15 protein-coding genes are annotated in these 18,072 nt (G+C 72.5%); 5 read left to right on the forward strand and 10 right to left on the reverse strand.

What is annotated here, in order from left to right; genetic code table 11:
* Positions 1–117 precede the first annotated feature (117 nt).
* Positions 118–1,890, reverse strand: a complete 1,773-nt coding sequence (locus D1J63_RS15745) for a LamG-like jellyroll fold domain-containing protein (RefSeq protein ID WP_125629344.1) — start codon at positions 1,888–1,890, stop codon at positions 118–120.
* Between the two features lie 58 nt (positions 1,891–1,948).
* Positions 1,949–2,356: a VOC family protein gene (locus D1J63_RS15750; protein WP_125629346.1), complete on the reverse strand. Its 408-nt coding sequence runs from the start codon at positions 2,354–2,356 to the stop codon at positions 1,949–1,951.
* 90 nt (positions 2,357–2,446) lie between these two features.
* On the opposite strand from D1J63_RS15750, the gene D1J63_RS37175 reads away from it, so the two are divergent.
* Positions 2,447–3,811, forward strand: a complete 1,365-nt coding sequence (locus D1J63_RS37175) for a YafY family protein (RefSeq protein ID WP_232249935.1) — start codon at positions 2,447–2,449, stop codon at positions 3,809–3,811.
* A gap of 149 nt (positions 3,812–3,960) precedes the next feature.
* Here the strand turns inward: D1J63_RS37175 and D1J63_RS15765 are convergent, their stop codons facing one another.
* Positions 3,961–5,838 (reverse strand): serine/threonine-protein kinase, encoded by a 1,878-nt coding sequence (locus D1J63_RS15765; RefSeq protein ID WP_125629348.1) that lies wholly within the window; start codon positions 5,836–5,838, stop codon positions 3,961–3,963.
* Positions 5,839–6,050: 212 nt separating this feature from the next.
* Between D1J63_RS15765 and D1J63_RS15770 the strand changes: the two genes are divergently transcribed.
* From D1J63_RS15770 to D1J63_RS15780, 3 genes are all read left to right on the forward strand, one after another.
* Positions 6,051–6,683, forward strand: a complete 633-nt coding sequence (locus D1J63_RS15770) for a TetR/AcrR family transcriptional regulator (RefSeq protein WP_125629350.1) — start codon at positions 6,051–6,053, stop codon at positions 6,681–6,683.
* 10 nt (positions 6,684–6,693) lie between these two features.
* Entirely contained in the window at positions 6,694–7,431 is a 738-nt protein-coding gene (locus tag D1J63_RS15775; protein WP_125629352.1) for a MerR family transcriptional regulator, read from the forward strand.
* 178 nt (positions 7,432–7,609) lie between these two features.
* Positions 7,610–9,013, forward strand: a complete 1,404-nt coding sequence (locus tag D1J63_RS15780) for a condensation domain-containing protein (RefSeq protein ID WP_125629353.1) — start codon at positions 7,610–7,612, stop codon at positions 9,011–9,013.
* On the opposite strand, the gene ccsB is transcribed toward D1J63_RS15780, so the two are convergent.
* The 7 genes from ccsB to hemL all read right to left on the reverse strand — a co-directional run bounded on the left by ccsB (position 8,995) and on the right by hemL (position 17,113).
* Positions 8,995–10,119, reverse strand: a complete 1,125-nt coding sequence (gene ccsB / locus D1J63_RS15785) for a c-type cytochrome biogenesis protein CcsB (protein WP_125629356.1) — start codon at positions 10,117–10,119, stop codon at positions 8,995–8,997. The genes D1J63_RS15780 and ccsB overlap by 19 nt on opposite strands.
* Before the next feature lie 188 nt (positions 10,120–10,307).
* Positions 10,308–12,059 (reverse strand): cytochrome c biogenesis protein ResB, encoded by a 1,752-nt coding sequence (locus D1J63_RS15790; RefSeq protein ID WP_125629358.1) that lies wholly within the window; start codon positions 12,057–12,059, stop codon positions 10,308–10,310.
* 3 nt (positions 12,060–12,062) lie between these two features.
* A complete protein-coding gene (locus D1J63_RS15795; protein ID WP_102928746.1) occupies positions 12,063–12,836 on the reverse strand; it encodes a cytochrome c biogenesis protein CcdA in 774 nt (257 codons plus the stop codon).
* 1 nt (position 12,837) lies between these two features.
* Positions 12,838–13,563 carry a TlpA disulfide reductase family protein gene (locus D1J63_RS15800; RefSeq protein WP_125629360.1) on the reverse strand — a complete coding sequence of 242 codons (726 nt, stop codon included), beginning with the start codon at positions 13,561–13,563 and terminating at the stop codon, positions 12,838–12,840.
* A gap of 66 nt (positions 13,564–13,629) precedes the next feature.
* A complete protein-coding gene (locus D1J63_RS15805; RefSeq protein WP_125629362.1) occupies positions 13,630–14,931 on the reverse strand; it encodes a hypothetical protein in 1,302 nt (433 codons plus the stop codon).
* 170 nt (positions 14,932–15,101) lie between these two features.
* A complete protein-coding gene (locus tag D1J63_RS15810) occupies positions 15,102–15,800 on the reverse strand; it encodes a histidine phosphatase family protein (RefSeq protein WP_102928743.1) in 699 nt (232 codons plus the stop codon).
* Entirely contained in the window at positions 15,797–17,113 is a 1,317-nt protein-coding gene (gene hemL / locus D1J63_RS15815; protein ID WP_125629364.1) for a glutamate-1-semialdehyde 2,1-aminomutase, read from the reverse strand. Before hemL ends, D1J63_RS15810 begins: the two co-directional genes overlap by 4 nt.
* Before the next feature lie 329 nt (positions 17,114–17,442).
* Here hemL and D1J63_RS15825 point away from each other — a divergent pair, with 329 nt between their 5' ends.
* Positions 17,443–18,069 carry a hypothetical protein gene (locus tag D1J63_RS15825; protein WP_176154292.1) on the forward strand — a complete coding sequence of 209 codons (627 nt, stop codon included), beginning with the start codon at positions 17,443–17,445 and terminating at the stop codon, positions 18,067–18,069.
* Positions 18,070–18,072 lie beyond the last annotated feature (3 nt).

Here is an 18,072-nt window from a genome sequence, read left to right on the forward strand (position 1 = left end):
CTCTCCCCGTTCAACGGCGCCGCGCGCTCCGTGCGGGAGCCGCGGCCACTCCTCGGAAGCTACATCTTTAGCACGGCCGCCCCAACTGCCGTACCGCGGAACACGGGTGAGCGAACGTCAGTCGGGGCGCACGAGCTTCGCGATCCGCTCCGGAGCGAGCGCCCGGTCGAAGGCCCGTACGTCGCGGATGGCGCCGGGGAAGAAGTCGCGGGGCTCCCCGGCGAAGGAGGCCCGGCCGATGATGAAGGCGCCGGTGGCGGGGGCGGGCGCGGTGTCCTCGACGACGGCCTCCCGGACGCCGTCGACGTACAGGCGCAGCTCGCGGGCCGGGCCGTCGCAGACGCCGGTCAGGTGGGTCCAGACGTGCGCGGCGGGTGCGGTGCGGCCGACGGCGCGCACGCCGGGGCGGGCGAAGGCCCAGCCGTGGTCCTCGCTGGAGTACTGGAGGTAGAAGCCGCTGGCGTCGGCGCTGTCCTGGCTGACGGCGGTGGCGAAGAGGTCCGGCACGAGGGAGAGGCGGACCCAGGCGGCGACGGTGAAGCTGCGGCCCGCGCCGGTCTCCAGCACCGGGCCGGCGGTCACGATCTGGCTGCGGGTGCCGTCGAAGAGGGCGCCTCCCCCGGCGTCCTGCCAGGCGACGCCGGTCGCGGTGCCGTCGTGGCCGCCCGCGGCGTCCCGCGCGATCCGGCCGGAGGTCTCGTCGAGGTGCCAGAGCCCGACCGGTCCCGGGGGCAGCGGGGTCGCGGGGGAAGGGGAGGGCGAGGACCCGGGCGCGGAGTCGTCGGTCGTGTCCGGGCCGGCCGGGCGGTTGAGCCAGAAGCCGGTTCCGACGCCGAGGGCGGCGAGCGCGCCCGCGCCGGAGAGCAGGAAGGCCCGCCGGCCGCGGCGGCCGTCGGTCCCGGCCGAGGTCGGGCGCACCTCCGGCGGTGCGGGCGCCGGCGGGCGGGCGGGCTCGACCCTGGTCCGCGGAGGGGCCGCGGGCGCGGCGGGCGGCGGGACGACCTGGGTGGGCACGGCGTCCGCGCGGGTCGGGCGGACGGCCGGCGTCCACTGCGGGGCGTGCGGCAGGGCCGTCGCGCTCTCGCCGCCCAGCGGTCCGATGCGGGCCAGGATCTCGCGCGGGGAGGGACGGCGGGCCGGGTCCTTGGCGAGGCAGTCGGCGATCAGGGAACGCAGGGCGGGGTCGGTGACGGCGGCCACGTCGGGGGCGTTGTGCACGACGCGGTAGAGCAGCGCGGGCGTCGGTCCGGCGCCGAAGGGATTGGCGCCGGTCGCCGCGAAGGCCAGCACCGTGCCCAGGCAGAACACGTCGCTGGCCCAGGTGACCTCGTCCCCGTTGACCTGCTCCGGGGACATGAAGCCCGGGGAGCCGGCCATGTGCCCGGTGCCGGTGAGGGAGTCGGCGTCGACGCTGCGGACGATGCCGAAGTCGATGACGCGCGGCCCGTCCTCGGCGAGCAGCACGTTGGACGGCTTGAGGTCGCGGTGGACGAGGTGCGCGGCGTGGATCGACACCAGCGCCTCGGCGAGCCCGGCGGCCAGCGTGAGCACCGCCTGCGGTTCGAACGGTCCGCGTTCGGCCACCGCCTGCTCCAGCGACGGCCCGGCGATGTAGCTGGTGACCAGCCAGGGCAGGGGCGCGTCCGGGTCGGCGTCGACGACCGGGGCGGTGAAGGCGCCGCTGACCGCACGGGCGGCCCGGACCTCGCGCCGGAAGCGGTCGCGGAACTCCGGTCTGCGCAGCAGCTCGGCGTGCACCACCTTGACCGCGACGAGCCGTCCTCCGGGGGACCGGCCGAGGAAGACCCGGCCCATGCCGCCCACGCCCAGCCGGCCCAGCAGCCGGTACTCCCCGACGGAGCGCGGGTCGTCCGGCTCCAGCGCTGACACAGATCCCTCCCGGCATGCGGTTCTCGCCCCTGCGGGCGAATCCAGCATAGGGGGGTGGTCAGCGGGCGACGTCGGCGAACTTCTCGACGGCGGCCGGGGTGACCGGCGTGAAGAAGTTGACCAGGTTGCCGTCGGGGTCGCGCAGCAGGAGCGCCCGGTTGCCCCAGGGCATGGTGGTGGGCTCCTTGACGAACTCGTCCACGAAGCCGGTCATGTTGCGGTGCACGGCGTCCACGTCGTCCACCAGGAACTCGACGATCACGCTGCGGTTGTCGGCGGGGCGGGCGGAGCCGGGGGCGAAGAGCGGCACGGTGCGGGTGCTGCCGATCGCGAGGGTGCCCGAGGGGCTGCGCAGTTCCGCGAAGTCCTCGGTGGCCCAGGTCGCGCGCAGTCCGGTGGCGCGCTCGTAGAAGCGGACGAGGCGGGCCACGTCGTCCGTGATGACGCGGATCGATACGAGGTTCATGGGTTCACTCCAGTTCGGCCGGTGCTGTCCTCCACACGCTAGGAGCAATACCGGTCACTTTCCGGCCGGTATCGGCGGCAGACTTGGGGCATGTCCCGTCCCGTGTCCCGTGTGCTCACCCTGCTCGAACTGCTCCAGGCGGGCGGCGTGCGGACCGTGGCCGAACTCGCCGACCGGCTCGGCGTCGGCGAGCGCACGGTGCGCCGGTACGTCGACCACCTCGTCGACCTCGACGTCCCCGTGGAGTCGGTGCGCGGCCGCTACGGCGGCTACCGGCTCGCCCCCGGCCACCGCATGCCGCCGCTGATGCTGACCGACGACGAGGCGCTGGCCGTCCTGCTGGGCCTGGTCGCCGGCCGGCGGACCGGGATCACGGCGGCGGCGGGTACGGCGGGCGAGACGGCGGCGGCGAAGGTCCGCCGGGTGCTGCCGGAACGGCTCCGCCGGCGTCTGGACGCGGTGCTCGACTCCCTCACCTTCACCACCGACGCGGCCGGGTCGGTGGCCCCTCCGGCCGCCGTACTGCTCCCGATCGCCGACGCCGTACGGCATCACCGGCCGGTGTCGGTGCGGTACACCGGCGGCAGCGGCCGGGGCGGCGAACGGACTCTGTACCCGTACGGGCTCGTCGCGCACGGGGGCCGGTGGTACGTGACGGGCAGGGATCTCTCGGTCGCCGCGGACCGCACGTTCCGCCTGGACCGCATCGCCGGCGCGAGGGTGCTGCCGGGCACCTTCGAGCCGCCGCCCGGCCCGGCCCCGGCGGAGCGGGTACTGACGGCACTGGCCACCGCGCCGTACCGGCACGAGGTGACGGTACGGGTACGGGGCACCGCCGAGCAGGTCCGCGGCCTGCTACCGGCGAGCGTGGCGACCGTCGCCGAGGAGACGGGCGGGGGCGAGGCCCCGCCGGGGTCCGGGGGTGGTGGCTCGTCCGGGTCCGGGGGTGGTGGCTCACCCGGGTCCCGGGGCGGTGGCTCGTCCGGGTCCCGGGGCGGTGGCTCCCCCACGCCCCGGAACGGTGGTTCCCCCGAGTCCGGGGGCGGTGGCTCGCCCGGGTGCGGGGGCGGTGACTCACCCGGGTCCCGGTACGGCGGCTCACCGGAGCCCGGAGCCGAGGCCTCCCCCGAACCCGGGGACGCCGGCTGCCCCGAGCCCGAGCCCGAGCCCGGGGGCGGTGGCTCACCCGAGTCCCGGGGCGGCGGCTCCCCCAAGCCCGAGACCGGTGCCGCTCCCCGGGCCGGGACCGAGTCCGCTCCCGGGTCCGACGGCGACACCGAGCCCTGGTGCCGGGTCGAGATCCGGGCCGAGCGGCTCGACTGGCTGCCGGGGCTGCTCGCGTCGCTGGACCGCCCGTTCGTCATCGAGCGGCCGGACGAGCTGCGCGGTCTCGTCGCGGACCTCGCGGGCCGACTGATGGACGCGGCCCGGGGCGCTCCGCCGCCGCGCGACTGACGGCGGACGCCGGGTCACAGCTGGTCGTGGCGACCACGGCCGCCGCCCGCGGAGGGGCTCACCGTGGTCCCGCTGACGGGCCTGCCGCCGAGCCGCGTGGTGGTGGTCAGGGCCCGGACCGACCCGAACCCGCTGATCCCTCGTTCGTCCTAGCTCCGCGTCCAGCGTTGGGCCGCGGATCGGTCGCAGGCCTCGTTGCGCACGCCGGTGCCGCTCATCGCGCTGACGGTGACGCAGCCGCCGGTCGCGACGTTCTGGAGGGTGCCGCCGGACCCCACCCGCCACTCCTGCCCGGTGGTACGGCCGCAGGGGAACGAGAAGACCGGGTGCCCGATCGCCGCGGTGTAGATGCATTGGCCCGAGAGCCCGTTGATGATCCACACGGTGCCGTCCGGCCTGCTCCGGAAGGTCCAGGTGGCCGCGTCGCCGGTGCAGTCACCGTCGTACGGGGCGTCGGAGTGGGCGGTGGTCATGCACCGACCGTTCTTGGCGTTCTTGAGCATGAAGACACCTGATCCGGACGCGTCGCCGTCTCCGGAACCAGAGCCAGAGCCGGAGCCGGAGTCGGAGCCGGAGTCGGAGCCGTCGGAAACGGATCCGGAGCCGGAACCGGAGCCGTCCCCACTGCCCGCACCGGCGCCTCCGTCATCGGAGGAACCGGAACCCGATCCGGAACCCGCCCCGGCCCCACCGGCATCCGCACCCCCTGGCGAACCGCCCGCGGCACCGCTCCCACCGTCCGCGTCGCCCCGTCGGCCGTCCTGTTCCCCGGTCGATCGGGAGGGGGACGCGGACTGGTCCGGCGTCGCCGTCCGCGACGCCTCCCCGGGCCCGACCGGGGACGCCGCGGGCGCGCTCGACACCGGTGCGGGCGACGACGGCGACGCGTCCGCACGGTCATCGGGGGCGAAGGTGTAGGGCAGGAGTTGCACGGCGAGGGTCGCCCCGGCGGCCACCACCACCGGGACGACGGCGACGAGAACGCGGTGCCGGCGCCGCCGGTCGGACCGACCCGGATCCCGCCGCCCGATGACAGCGGACCCGGGAGCGGAATCGGAATCGGAATCGGGATCGGAATCGCGTTCGGGTTCTGGGAGGTCCGCCTGCTCCGGCAGCTTCGTGACGAAGGCCGCCCGTTCGGTCAGCCGCTCGGTGAGAGCCGCCGGCCACAGCGGCGGCTCGTGCGGCCCGTGCCGCTCGGCGGTCTCGAGCAGTTCGGCGGCGGTGGGACGGCCCTCGTGGTCCTTGTCGAGGCAGGACGCGACCACCTCGGCCAGTTCCGGATCCAGCTCCCGCAACGGCCCGAGATCCGGCTCCTCGTGCACGATGCGGTACAGCACCGCGTGCCCGGACTCGTCGCCGAAGGGCGGGCGGCCCGACGCCGCGTACGCCAGCACCGAGCCCAGCGCGAAGATGTCCACGGCCCCACTGGACGCCCGTCTCCCGGAGGCCTGCTCCGGCGACATGTAGGCAGGCGTACCCACCACCATGCCCGTCCTCGTCAGCCGGCTCTGCTCCGCGGCCCGGGCGACCCCGAAGTCGATGAGGGTCAGCCCTTCCAGCGTCAGCATCACGTTGGACGGCTTCAGGTCACGGTGCACCATGCCCAGCGCGTGCACCGCCGCCAGCCCCTTGGCGGCCTCCCGAAGCAGCAGCCACAGCGCACCGGCGGGCAGCGGACCGCCGTGGACCTCCAGCGCCTCGGTCAGGGTGAGGCCGGGCACGTAGGCGGTGGCGAACCAGGGCGGCCTGGCCTCCCGGTCCCCGTCGAGCAGCGGGGCGGTCGCCTGCTCGGGTAAGCGGGCGAGGTTGTCCAACTCGTGCCCGAAGCGGCGCAGGAAGTCCTCGTCCTCGGCGACGACCGAGGGCAGGAGTTGCTTGACGGCCGCGTACCGGCCCTCGTGGACGCCGAGATACACGCGGCCCATGCCGCCGGAGCCGAGGCGTCCGATCAACGGGATGGGCCCGATCCACCGCGGGTCCCCGTCCTTCAGCGGCTCCGCCCCACTGCCGTCCAGCTCCAACACGTCAGCCCTGTCTCCCCGTTGTCCAGACGACCGGGGACCCGCGGCCCGCCCGCTCCCCTCCGAAGTCCGGGCGGACGCACGCGTCCCGCAGGAGTCAGTCTGGGCCGGCCGGGCATAGAATTGGAAGGAACTTCTAGAAAATTGTTCTAGAAACAGCGGGACGAGCAGCACCCCGGATCAAGAGCCACGAGACCGACGAGAGCGCGCCTGCCATGAGCCCCAAGCAACACCGCGGCGAGGTCACCTCCGACCTCCTCCTGGACGCAGCCCTGCGCGTGTACGCCGAAGCGGGGGAACAGGGGCTCACGGTCAGCGCCGTGACCAGGGCGAGCGGCGTGAGCCTGGGCAGCCTCTACCACCACTTCGGCAGCATCGACGGGCTCGTCAACGCCCTGCTGACGCGCTGGCTCGGACGGCTGCTCGACGAACTGGCCGACGCCGTGCGGCACTCGCCCGACGCGCGGACCGGCGTCCGTTCTCTGGTGCACGCCTACTTGGCCTTCGTCCAGGAGCATCCCGACGTGAGCCGCCTCCTGCACTCCTCCCGGGCCGACCAGGTGGGCATGTCCCGGGGCAAGGAACTCCGCGACGTCCAGGAGGCCAGGATGCCCCCGCTCTCCTCCTGGGCACTGCGGTACGTCGAGCGGGGCGAACTCGCCGCGCTGCAGCCCGCCCTGCTGGAGTCCCTCCTCCTGGGCCCCGTCGTCGGGGTCAGCCGACGGTGGCTGACCGTCGGGGACATCGACCTGAACGACGCCGCACGCATCCTGCCGGACCGGATCTGGCGATCGATCAGCGCGGACGGCGTTGCGGACGGCGTTATGGACCCACCGGGTCCCGCATAGGCTGCGCACGGTGGAGAACGGCGAGCGGCGGCTGCGTACCGTCGATCTGGCCCGTGCCGTCGGGCTGTCGACGCAGCAGGTCCGCAATTACGAGGACGCCGGTGTGCTGCCCCCGGCCGCGCGTACCGAGGCCGGGTACCGGGTGTTCGGCGAGCGGCACCGGGAGGCGCTGCTGACGTACCGGGCGCTGCAGCCGGGGTACGGCGCGGTGGCGGCCACGCGGATCATGCGGGCCGTGCACGACGGGGACGTGGCCGGGGCCCTCGCGCTGGTGGACGCCGCGCATGCCGCGCTGCACGAGGAGCGGGCCGCGCTGCGGACGGCGAGCGAGGCGCTGGAGGCCCTGGGCGGCCGGGAGGCGTCCGCCCCACCGGCCCGTTCCAACGACGGGCGACCCGGGACGCCCGAACCGCACGGGCTGCGCATCGGTGAGGTGGCCGCACTGATCGGCGTACGGACGTCGGCGCTGCGGGTGTGGGAGGCGGCGGGGCTGCTCGTGCCCGGCCGGGAGCCCGGCACCGGCTACCGCGTGTACGGGCCCGCCGACGTGCGGGACGCGCGCGTGGTGCGCACCCTGCGCCGCAGTCACCACCTCTTCGACCGGATCCGGCCCGCCCTCGACGACCTGCGGCGCGCGGGAAGCAGCGCGGCGCTGCGGGCGGCGGTCGAGACGCGCGGGCACGCGCTCACCGCGCGGACCCGGGCGATGCTGGCGGGCGCGGCCGCCCTCGACGCCTACCTGGAGTAGGGCGTGAAGGCCGCACAGAGAAGGCACGGGGGAAGGGTGAAGGAGCCCCCGCCCCGGGGCCGGATCGGCGTTCGAGAGGCCATCCGTTCCGTTGAACAGTGTCGACACACCCGGTGCGCGGTCGCGGAGACGGCATTCCCTTGGTCGGGTCTGTACATCTGCGAACGGAGACCTCCTCGTGCGAATGACCGACATCCAGCGCTGCGAGATCCGTCCCGGGCGCCTCGTCGAGTGGACGCTCAGCCCCGGCACGCTCGACATCGCGGCGGCGCTGCCCGAGGACACGCGACCGCCCGCGTACATCCAGGAGTCGCACATCCGCACGGCACGGTCGGTGCGCGAGGACGGCCTGTTCGTGCCGACCTGGCTCGGCGCGGCCTTCGACATCCCCGGCCCGGTCGACCTCGACGTGCTCCAGGAGGCGTTGCGGGCCTGGACGCTGCGGCACGAGACGCTGCGCAGCGGGTTCCGGTGGAGCGGCGAGAGCGGTGACACGATGCGCCGGTTCACGCTCGACGCGGACGCCGTAACCCTGCGGCGCGAGGACGTCGGTGACTTTCCGGACGCGGCCGAACTGGCCCGGCACCTCCAGGACCGCTTCGACCGGGTCGCGGACGCGCTGCGCTGGCCCAACCTCATCTACACGGCGGTCGTCCGCGACGACGGCGTCAGCGTCTACATGGCCTTCGACCACAGCAACGTCGACGCCTACTCCATCTACCGCATCCCCGCCGAGGTCGGCGAGCTGTACGCCGCGGGGGTCGCGGGGCGGACGGTGCCGCAGCCCCGGGTCGGCTCCTACGTCGACTTCTGCGAGGCGGAGCGGGCGGACGCGGACCGGATCGACGGCGACCACGACATCGTCGCCCGCTGGCGGGAGTTCATCCGGCGCTGCGACGGGCGGCTGCCGTCCTTCCCCGTCGACCTGGGCCTCACGCCGGGCGGTCCGCTGCCCGAACAGCGGCTGCTGCGCGAGCCGCTGGTGGACGCGGCCGACGCCGCCGCGTTCGAGGCGTACTGCCGTCCCTACGGCGGCAGCCTCGTCGGCGTGCTGGCCGCCACCGCGCTGATCGTCCACGAGATCGGCGGCGAGCCCGTCTACCGCACCGTCGTGCCCTTCCACACCCGGTCGCGGTCCCAGTGGACGGAGTCCGTCGGCTGGTACGTGGGCGGCGCGCCGATCGAGGTCCCGGTGGACGGGGCCCGCGACTTCCCCGGCGCCCTGCGCACCGTCCGCGCCGAACTCCAGGCCAGCCGGCGGCTGTCCCGCATGCCGATCGACCGGGTGCTGCGCCTGCTCGGCACGGACTTCCGGCCGACCTCGCCCGACCTGTACTCGATCGTGTCGTACGTCGACGCCCGCGGCGTCCCGGGCGCCGACAGCTGGCCGGACCGGACGGCGTACGCGCTGCTGCGGGTCTCCTACGGCGACCAGGTGTGCGCCTGGGTCACCCGGCTCCCGGAGGGCCTGTGGTTCGCCAGCCGCTACCCGGACACCGACGTCGCGCACAAGAACCTGCGGCTGTACGTCGAGCGGCTGCGCGACATCATCACCTCGGTCGGTCAGAAGCCCACGGACTGAAGGGCGCCGAGGCCGACGTCGGCGTAGGAGTGCTTGCCGGAGACGAAGATGTTGACGCCGTAGTAGTTGAAGATCCAGCAGGCGAAGGCGGCCAGGGCCAGGTAGGCGGCCTTGCGGCCCTTCCAGCCGGCGGTGGCCCGGGCGTGCAGGTAGCAGGCGTAGGCGACCCAGGTGATGAAGGACCAGGTCTCCTTGGGGTCCCAGCCCCAGTACCGGCCCCAGGCGTCGCCCGCCCAGATGGCGCCCGCGATGATCGTGAACGTCCACAGCGGGAACACGGCGGCGTTGACGCGGTAGGCGAACTTGTCGAGGGAGGCCGCGGCGGGCAGCCGGTCCAGGACCGAGCTGGCGAACCGGCCGGGGGTGCCGCCGGAGGCGAGCTTGTTCTCGAAGTTGTCCTTGAAGAGGTACAGGATGGTGCCGACCGCGCCGACGTAGAACACCGCGCCGCAGAAGATGGCGGTCGAGACGTGGATGTACAGCCAGTACGAGTGGAGGGCGGGCACCAGCTGGTCGCTCGCCGTGTACAGGACCGTGACGGCGAGGCCGAGGTCGAGCAGGACGGTGGTGGCCAGCGGCAGGCCGAGCCAGCGGACGTTCTTCTTCAGCAGGAGCAGCGCGAGGTACACGCCGACGGCGACCGTCGTGAACGTGATGTTGAACTCGTACATGTTGCCCCACGGCGCCCGCTTCACCGACAGGGCGCGGGTGAGGACACCGCCGGCCTCCAGGGCGAAGGCGAGGACGGTGAGCGAGATGGCGATCCGCCCGTAGAGGTCGCCCTTCTCGGTGCCGCCGTGCGCGCCCGGCCCGTCGGGCACGTCGCGGGAGCCGGAGGCGGCGCGTACGACGACCTCGGGGCGCTCCAGTACGGCCGTGCCGCCGGCCTTCTTCACGGTGACGGCCGGGCCCGTCCTGGCGGCGCCCGCCTTGGCCTGGCTCGTGGCGGTGAGCGCGGCGGCGGTGCGGCCGACCTTGCTGCGGCTGCCGAAGAGCCACTCCGCGATGTGCGCGAAGAAGGCCAGGGTGTAGACGGCCATCGCGGAGTAGATCAGCGTGTTGCTGACGTTCGCGAGTTGCTCGTTTGTTGCGGCGGCGAGAGTCACTTCTCAGCACTCCTTCGGGTGAACGTCCCGGCACCAGGTGGTCGGGCGGTGGAGTCTGCAGCAGGATGGCGTGCGTGTTACCGGGCTGGTTTCAACCCGGCCGGCGTTGATCGTGGAAGACCTTGAGGGCCGCTGGCCCGCTGGGCGGCGAGAGCCGGGAATCTCCCTTGTTCCGCGGGGGAGAGGATTCAATTCTTCTCAGCCCCTTCAGACGCGGAGTCGGAGCCGGACGCATCGTCCGGCTCCGGGGCTGTCCCGGGGCCGGACGCGCCGGGTGCCTGGTCGTACAGGATCCCGGCGAGGTCGCCGAGCTCCTCGGGGACCTTCGCGGACTCGCTGCGGCCGAGGCCGGCCATCTCCACGACGGTCACGCCGTCGGCGCCGCGCACCGCCCGCACCCAGACGCGGCGGCGCTGGATGAATAGCGAGCCGGCCAGGCCGAGGATGGCGACGACGGCACCGCCGAGCGCCCAGCCGCTGCCGGGCTGCTGCGTGACCTGGAAGCCGGCCCACTCCTGGACGCCGTTGAAGGTGACCGAGCCGGCGCCGTTCGGGAGGGTCATGGTCTCGCCGACCTTGAGCTGCTTCTTGAACAGCTCGCCGTCGGAGTCCTTGAACTCCTTCAGGTTGGTCTTGTCGAGCTGGTAGATGCTCTGCGGGATGCCCGCGTCCACACCGAGGTCGCCGTGGTAGGCGGAGAGGGCGAGCATGGGGTTGATCAGCGCCGGGAAGGTGGAGCGCATGCCGCTGCCCTCGCCGCCGTAGGTCGGCAGGAAGAAGGCGTTGAAGCCGAGCTGTTCCTTCTCGCCCTTGGCGTTGCGGTAGCCGTCCATGACCTTGACGGCGCCGGAGGAGGTGACGTTGCCGTCCAGCGGCAGCAGGGCCACCGCCTGCTTGTCCATCACCACGTCGCCCTTGGCGTCCTTGACGGTGAGGATGGGGGCGTAGCCGTGGCTGACGAGGTAGACCTTGGAGCCGTCGATCTCCAGCGGCTTGTTGACCTCGACGGTCTTCGACTTCTCGGCGCCGTCGGCGCCCTCGCTGTAGGTGACCTTGGCCTCGTACACGCGCGGGGTGCCGCGGTTGGGGCCGGTCGCCTCGTAGGTGCCGTGGAAGTCCTTCAGGGTGAAGCTGAAGGGGGCCAGGTCGTGGTCCGGGTCGAAGAGGTTGCCGGACTTGAAGTCGTCGTACTGGGTGAGGGTGTTGGCGAAGCCGTCGCCCTCCAGGATCAGCTTGTTGCCCTCGTACTTGAACAGCTGGCCCCACGCGAAGGCGATGAGCAGCACGATCAGCGCGATGTGGAAGGCGAGGTTGCCGACCTCCCGCAGGTAGCCCTTCTCGGCGGCGACCGCGTCACCGGCGGCGTCCGCGCGGAAGCGGCGCTTCTTCAGCAGCCTCAGCGCGGCCTCGCGGACCTCCTCGGGCTCGGCGTCGGTGCGCCAGGTGGTGTAGGCGGGCAGCCGGTCCAGGCGGCGGGGGGCGCGGGGCGGGCGGCCGCGCAGCTGGCCGACGAACTGCCAGGTGCGCGGGACGATGCAGCCGATGAGGGAGACGAACAGCAGGATGTAGATCGCGGAGAACCACACCGAGCTGTAGACGTGGAAGAGGCCGAGCTTGTCGTAGACCGGCGCCAGGATGTCGTGGTTCTGGCGGAACTCCTCGACCTTCACGGCGTCGATGCCGTCCTGCGGGATCAGCGATCCCGGGATGGCGCCCAGCGACACCAGCAGGAGCAGGATCAGCGCGACGCGCATCGAGGTGAGCTGGCGCCAGAACCAGCGGGCCCAGCCGATCACGCCGAGCGAGGGGAGGTTCGGGGTCTCCTCGGCGGGGGCGGTGGAGAGCTGGGAGCCGGCGGCGCCGAGATCCTGGTCGCCGCCGTCGGCCTTCGGCTGCTTGCCGGGGTCGGTACCGGGGGTGGTTTTCGAAGTGGTGCTCATCGGTCAGATCCCCACAGTGAAGCCGTTGGACCAGGTCTGCATGTCCTGCACGAGGGTGTCCCACACGCCGGTCAGCAGCAGCAGGCCGGTCGCGATCATCATGACGCCGCCGACGCGCATCACCCAGACATAGTGCCGCTTGACCCAGCCGAAGGCGCCGAGCGCCTTGCGGAAGGCGACCGCGGCGAGGACGAAGGGGACGCCGAGGCCGAGGCAGTAGGCGACGGTCAGTACGGCGCCGCGGCCCGCGGTGCCCTGGTCGGCGGAGAGTGCCAGCACGGAGGCGAGGGTCGGGCCGATGCAGGGCGTCCAGCCGATGCCGAACAGGGCACCGAGTATCGGGGCGCCGACCAGGCCGTTCACCGGCTTCTTGTGGAAGCGGAACTCGCGCTGGGTGAGCCAGGGCATCAGGCCCATGAAGAACACGCCCATGAGGACCATGAACGCGCCCAGGATGTTGGTCAGCACGCTCCGGTTCTCCTGGAGCGTCTGGCCGAAGTAGCCGAACAGCGCGCCGCTGGAGACGAACACGGCGGTGAAGCCGAGGACGAAGAGGGAGGCGCCGGCGACCATGCGGCCGCGCCGGGCCTCGCCGAGGTCGGTGCCGGTGACGCCGGTCACGTAGGAGAGGTAGCCGGGGACCAGGGGCAGGACGCAGGGGGAGAAGAAGGAGACGAGGCCGCCGAGCACGGCGATGGGGAGGGCCACCAGCAGGGCGCCGCTGAACACCGTGTTGTTGTAGCCCGCCGTCTCGGCGAGGGTGATCGCTGCGGACACGTCACTTCTCCGGCTTGGCGGAGTCGGCGGACCCGCCGGACCCGTCGGCGAGGTAGGGGGCGAGCATCTTGCGCAGCTTCTCCTCGCTGAGCGCCTGGAGGGTGCGCGCGGCGACCTTGCCCTCCCGGTCGATGATGAGCGTGGAGGGGACGGCCTGCGGGTTGAGGGTGCCCTTCTCGAAGCGGAGCAGGAGCTTGCCGCTCGGGTCGTACAGGCTCGGGTAGGTGACCCCATAGTCCTTCTCGAAGGCGCGGGCCGGGCCGGTGGAGGTGTCGCGGGTGTTGATGCCGACGAACTGGACGCCCTGGTCCTTGACGTCCTGGTAGACCTTCTCGAAGTTCTTGGCCTCGGCCCGGCAGGGCGGGCACCAGGAGCCCCAGACGTTGAGGACGACGACCTTGCCCTTGTAGTCGGCGACGTCGACCTGGCCGCCGTCGACGGTCTCGCCGGAGAGGTCGGGGGCGTCGGCGCGCTCGCCCTCCTTCGCGGTGGCGATGCCGTCTGAGCCGGTGATGAAGCCCGTCTGGCCGCCGCCGCCCGAGGTGCCGCCGGAGCTGCACGCGGACACGAGGAGCGCCGCGGCGGCCGCGCCGACGGCGAGGGCGGCCCGGCTACGGACGCGGGACCGGACCCGGCGGGACGCACGGCCGGACGCGTGGCCGGTGGTGCGGTCGGCGGTGCGGTTCGTGCGGTTCGAGCGCAGGGGGGCGCGGCTGGCGGCACTCATGTGAAAAGTTTCGCATGTCCGTTCCGGGGATCTTTCGCACCCCCCTCGCGGGCGGAAACCCGCATCTCAGGCGGCGTTCCCCGGGGGTGTCGAGCCCTCGGAGGACGTGCCCTTGAGGAAGGCGTTCCAGCCGCCGGTGGGCCGCTGCCCCACCTCGACCGTACGGAGCTTCGCCAGCACCTCCGGCTTCTGCACGTCCAGCCAGTCCGTGAACTGCCGGAAGGAGACGAGCCGGATGTCCCCGCCCTTCTCCTTCTCCCGCGCGATGTGCTTGAGGGCGTTCTCGACGGCGTCCATGTAGATGCCGCCGTTCCACTCCTCGAAGTGGTTGCCGATGAAGAAGGGCGCCCGGTTCGTCTCGTACGCCCGCTTGAAGCCGGATATGTACGAGTTGGTGGCCTGTTCGCGCCAGCCTGGGTAGTTGTACGACGGGGCCTTGGTCGAGTTGACCGACTGGTTGGCGAGGATGTTGTAGTCCATCGAGAGGACCTCGAAGGAGTGGCCGGGGAACGGTATCTGCTGCAGCGGCAGGTCCCAGATCCCGTCCTTCTTCACCGGCCACACCTGGCGGCCGCCGGGCGAGGAGGCGTCGTAGCGCCAGCCCAGTTCGCGGGCGGTGGGCAGCAGGTTGTCCTGGCCGAGCAGACAGGGCGTGCGGCCGCCGACGAGTTCCTTGTCGTAGTCGAAGGGCAGGGCGGGCAGGTCGGTCCAGCCGCTGTTGGTCTTCCACTCCTTGACGAAGGATTTCGCCTGGTCGATCTCGCTGCGCCACTGCGCGGGCGTCCAGTTGCCGACGCTGCCGCCGCCCCCGCAGAAGTGGCCGTTGAAGTGGGTGCCGATCTCGTGGCCGTCCAGCCAGGCCCGGCGGACGTTCTTCAGTGTCGCCTTGATGTGCTCGTCGGTGAGGTAGCCGATGTCGGAGGCGCCGCGCGGGTTGTTCGGCGGGTCGTAGAGGCGCTTCTTGGACTCGGGCAGCAGGTACAGGCCCGAGAGGAAGAAGGTCATGTGCGCGCCGTGTTCCTGGGCGAGGTCCAGGAAGCGCGGGAAGAGCCCGTTGCCGACCTCGCCGGCCCCGTCCCAGGAGAAGACGACGAACTGCGGCGGCGTCTGGCCCGGTTCCAGCGGCACGGGTGCGTCGGGCTGGTGCGGCTGCTTGCCGGTGTACGACGTGGAGCCGTCGCCGATGGGCTTCGCCGGGGCCTTGCTGCTGCCGGAGGGCGACGGCTTCCCGGCGTCCCCGGCCTGGTGCGAGCCGTCCGACGAGGGGTGGGAGCCGGTGCCGCAGCCCGCGAGCCCGACCGCCGCCGCGGCCCCCGCGCCGAGTCCGAGTATCCCCCTGCGGGTGAGAGTGCGGTTGGTAGTGCGCATCGCAACCTCGTTCGTCGCGTCCTTGGGTGGTCACTAGGTGAGAGGACGCGACGAACGAGCGGGTTCCGGAAATATGTGCGGGTTGGGTAACAGCGAACCCACAGAAACGGTTCCGCGGGGGCGAGCCGGTTGGGCCTTACGGCCGGGGCGACCGTCAGGCCGCCGGGCGATCAGGCCCCGTACGCCTTCCCCTGCCCCTTCACGGGCTTGGCGCCCGCGAGGAGGTGGGCCGGGACGAGGTCGCGGGCCGGCTCGGTGTAGCCGACGGAGACGATCCGGTCGCCCCGGTAGGTGAACGTCGTCAGGGACGCCAGCGTGCACTGCCGCTTGCGCGGGTCGTGCCACAGCCGCCGCCGCTCGACGTAGGACCGCAGGATCCAGATCGGCAGCTGGTGGCTGACGACCACGGCCTCGTGCCCGCGCGCCCGGTCCCGGGCGGCGTCGATCGCGCCCTTCATCCGCACCACCTGGTCGACGTACGGCTCGCCCCAGGACGGCTTGAACGGGTTGACGACGTGCTTCCAGTTGGCGGGCCGGCGCAGCGCGCCGTCGCCGATGCCGAAGGTCTTGCCCTGGAAGACGTTCTCGGCCTCGATGAGGCGCGCGTCGGTGTCCAGGTCGAGCCCGTGCGTCTTGGCGATCGGCGTCGCGGTCTCCTGCGCCCGCTCCAGCGGGGAGGCGACGACGTACGTCACGTCGCGGGGCGCGAGGTGCTCGGCGACCCGCTCGGCCATGCGCCGGCCCAGCTCCGAGAGGTGGTAGCCGGGCAGCCGCCCGTACAGGACGCCGGTGGGGTTCTCGACCTCGCCGTGCCGCATGACGTGGACGACGGTCAGTTCCTCGTCGTTGCCGTGGTTCCCGTTGCTCATGCCGTCGCCTCCGCTGCCGCGCGGGCCGCCGCCGGGAGGGCGTCGGCGATGCGCTGGACGGCCCGCTCGTCGTGGGCGGTGGACACGAACCAGGATTCGAAGGAGGACGGCGGCAGGTAGACGCCGTGGGAGAGGAGGGAGTGGAAGAAAGCGGTGAACCGGAAGGACTCCTGCGCCTTGGCGTCCTCGTAGTTGCGGACCGGCCGGTCCGTGAAGAACACGGAGAACATGTTGGAGGCGGTCTGCAGGGTGTGCGCGACGCCCTCCTTGGCCAGCGCCTCGGTCACGAGCCCCTGAATCTGCGCGGACACCGCGTTGACGGTGTCGTACGCCGCATCGTCGAGGAGCCGCAGCTGGGCGAGCCCGGCGGCGGTGGCGACCGGGTTTCCGGAGAGGGTGCCGGCCTGGTAGACGGGCCCGGCCGGAGCGAGGTGCGCCATGACGTCGGCCCGCCCTCCGAACGCGGCGGCGGGGAACCCGCCCCCCATCACCTTCCCGAAGGTCATGAGGTCGGGCACGACCCCCTCGACCCCGTACCACCCGGCGCGGCTGGTCCGGAAGCCGGTCATGACCTCGTCGGACACGAACAGCGCGCCGTTGGCCGCGCAGGCGTCCTTGAGTCCCTGGTTGAACCCGGGCAGCGGCGGCACGACGCCCATGTTGCCGGGCGACGCCTCCGTGATCACGCAGGCGATCTCGCCGGGGTGGGCGGCGAAGGCGGCGTGCACGGCCTCCAGGTCGTTGTACGGCAGCACGATGGTGTCGCTCGCCTGGGCGCCGGTGACACCCGGGGTGTCGGGCAGCGCGAAGGTGGCGACGCCGGAGCCCGCGGCGGCCAGCAGCGAGTCGACGTGGCCGTGGTAGCACCCGGCGAACTTGATCACCTTGGTGCGCTGCGTGAACCCGCGGGCGAGCCGGATGGCGGACATGGTGGCCTCGGTCCCGCTGGACACGAGCCGGACCTCCTCCAGCGGCGCGACGCGCTCGACCATCGCCTCGGCGAGCGCGACCTCGCCCTCGGCGGGCGTGCCGAACGACGTCCCGCGCGCGACCGCCTCCTGCACGGCGGCGATCACCTCGGGGTGCGCGTGCCCGAGGATCATCGGCCCCCAGGAGCACACGAGGTCGACGTACTCACGCCCGTCCGCGTCCGTCAGGTACGGCCCGCTGCCGGACACCATGAACCGGGGCGTGCCGCCGACGGCGCGGAAGGCGCGCACCGGGGAGTTCACGCCGCCGGGCGTGACGGCCGCCGCGCGGTCGAACAGAGCCTGCGAGGCCGGTGCTTCGTATGGATATGCCAGTTCGCTCATGACCTGCGACTTCTCCGACCTTCTCGACCTTCTCCGACGTATCGGACCCTGCGCGGGTCCCGCTCGGCCGCTGGTTGCCCAGGGTGACTTCGACAAGGGTAGACAACCGCCCCGAATGCCGTCCCGTCTGCCAGACTGGAACCCATCCACGCAGCTCACCGGGGCGGCACGGGCGCGGCTGTCGGCCGCCCCGCGAACGCACGGCCGACATATGACGTACATATGTTTCACCGCACGTTTCGGCGAGCGGCCGTGGGGGAGGTCACTGACACGATGATCGGGTTGCGCGGCGGGGGCCACGCGTCCTAGAAAAGCAGTCGGGTGGAGATATGCATCGCGGTGGCGGACTGGGCGAGGGGACCGACGACCTGGGTCCTCGACGTGCCCGGCGGGGAAGGCACCGACGCGAGGCGGAGGAAGCGTCCGAAGCACGTCAGGCACACGGCACACCGAGCGAGCCCGACCGGCTCTCCGGGCGGGCCGACCGGCTGGGGGCGGGGAGCAGGAATGGTGGTCGGGTGGGGGTGACCTACAAGTACTTCGGCGCGCCCGACGGCGCGACCGCGGCCCGCGTCCCGATCTCCATGCGCCCCGAGGAACTGGGCGGCGACGAGCTCGGGATGAACGGCATGTTCACCAAGATCAAGCCGGAGACCATGGCCGCCATGGTCCTCACCGGCATCGAGGGCGTCCCCCTGCACAAGGTCCCCCCGCTGGAACTGGTCGTCCTGCACCCCGACTACGCGGTCGTGAAACTCCCGATGACCGTCGTCGACCCCCTGCGCGGCATCGGCGAGGAGGCGGTCGGCGCGGCGGCCTTCATATGGTCGACGGTCCCGGACCGGGGCGGGCCGAGGGACGCGTTCAACGTGTACCAGCTGCTGCACGAGTGGCAGGACTTTTCCCACCGGCTGCATGAGGCGGGGCATCAGCCTTATTGCCTGGTGTGGCCCTGAGCG

The sequence above is a fragment of the Streptomyces sp. KPB2 genome (genome assembly GCF_003950055.1).
Classification (GTDB): Bacteria; Actinomycetota; Actinomycetes; order Streptomycetales; family Streptomycetaceae; genus Streptomyces; species Streptomyces salinarius.

Coding starts and splice junctions, on each gene's coding strand:
- D1J63_RS15770 (WP_125629350.1), top strand. CDS start 6,051: ATGAGCCCCAAGCAACACCGCGGCGAGGTCACCTCCGACCTCCTCCTG.
- D1J63_RS15790 (WP_125629358.1), bottom strand. CDS start 12,059: ATGAGCACCACTTCGAAAACCACCCCCGGTACCGACCCCGGCAAGCAG.
- D1J63_RS15750 (WP_125629346.1), bottom strand. CDS start 2,356: ATGAACCTCGTATCGATCCGCGTCATCACGGACGACGTGGCCCGCCTC.
- D1J63_RS15825 (WP_176154292.1), top strand. CDS start 17,443: ATGCATCGCGGTGGCGGACTGGGCGAGGGGACCGACGACCTGGGTCCT.
- hemL (WP_125629364.1), bottom strand. CDS start 17,113: ATGAGCGAACTGGCATATCCATACGAAGCACCGGCCTCGCAGGCTCTG.
- D1J63_RS15805 (WP_125629362.1), bottom strand. CDS start 14,931: ATGCGCACTACCAACCGCACTCTCACCCGCAGGGGGATACTCGGACTC.
- D1J63_RS15800 (WP_125629360.1), bottom strand. CDS start 13,563: ATGAGTGCCGCCAGCCGCGCCCCCCTGCGCTCGAACCGCACGAACCGC.
- D1J63_RS15810 (WP_102928743.1), bottom strand. CDS start 15,800: ATGAGCAACGGGAACCACGGCAACGACGAGGAACTGACCGTCGTCCAC.
- D1J63_RS37175 (WP_232249935.1), top strand. CDS start 2,447: ATGTCCCGTCCCGTGTCCCGTGTGCTCACCCTGCTCGAACTGCTCCAG.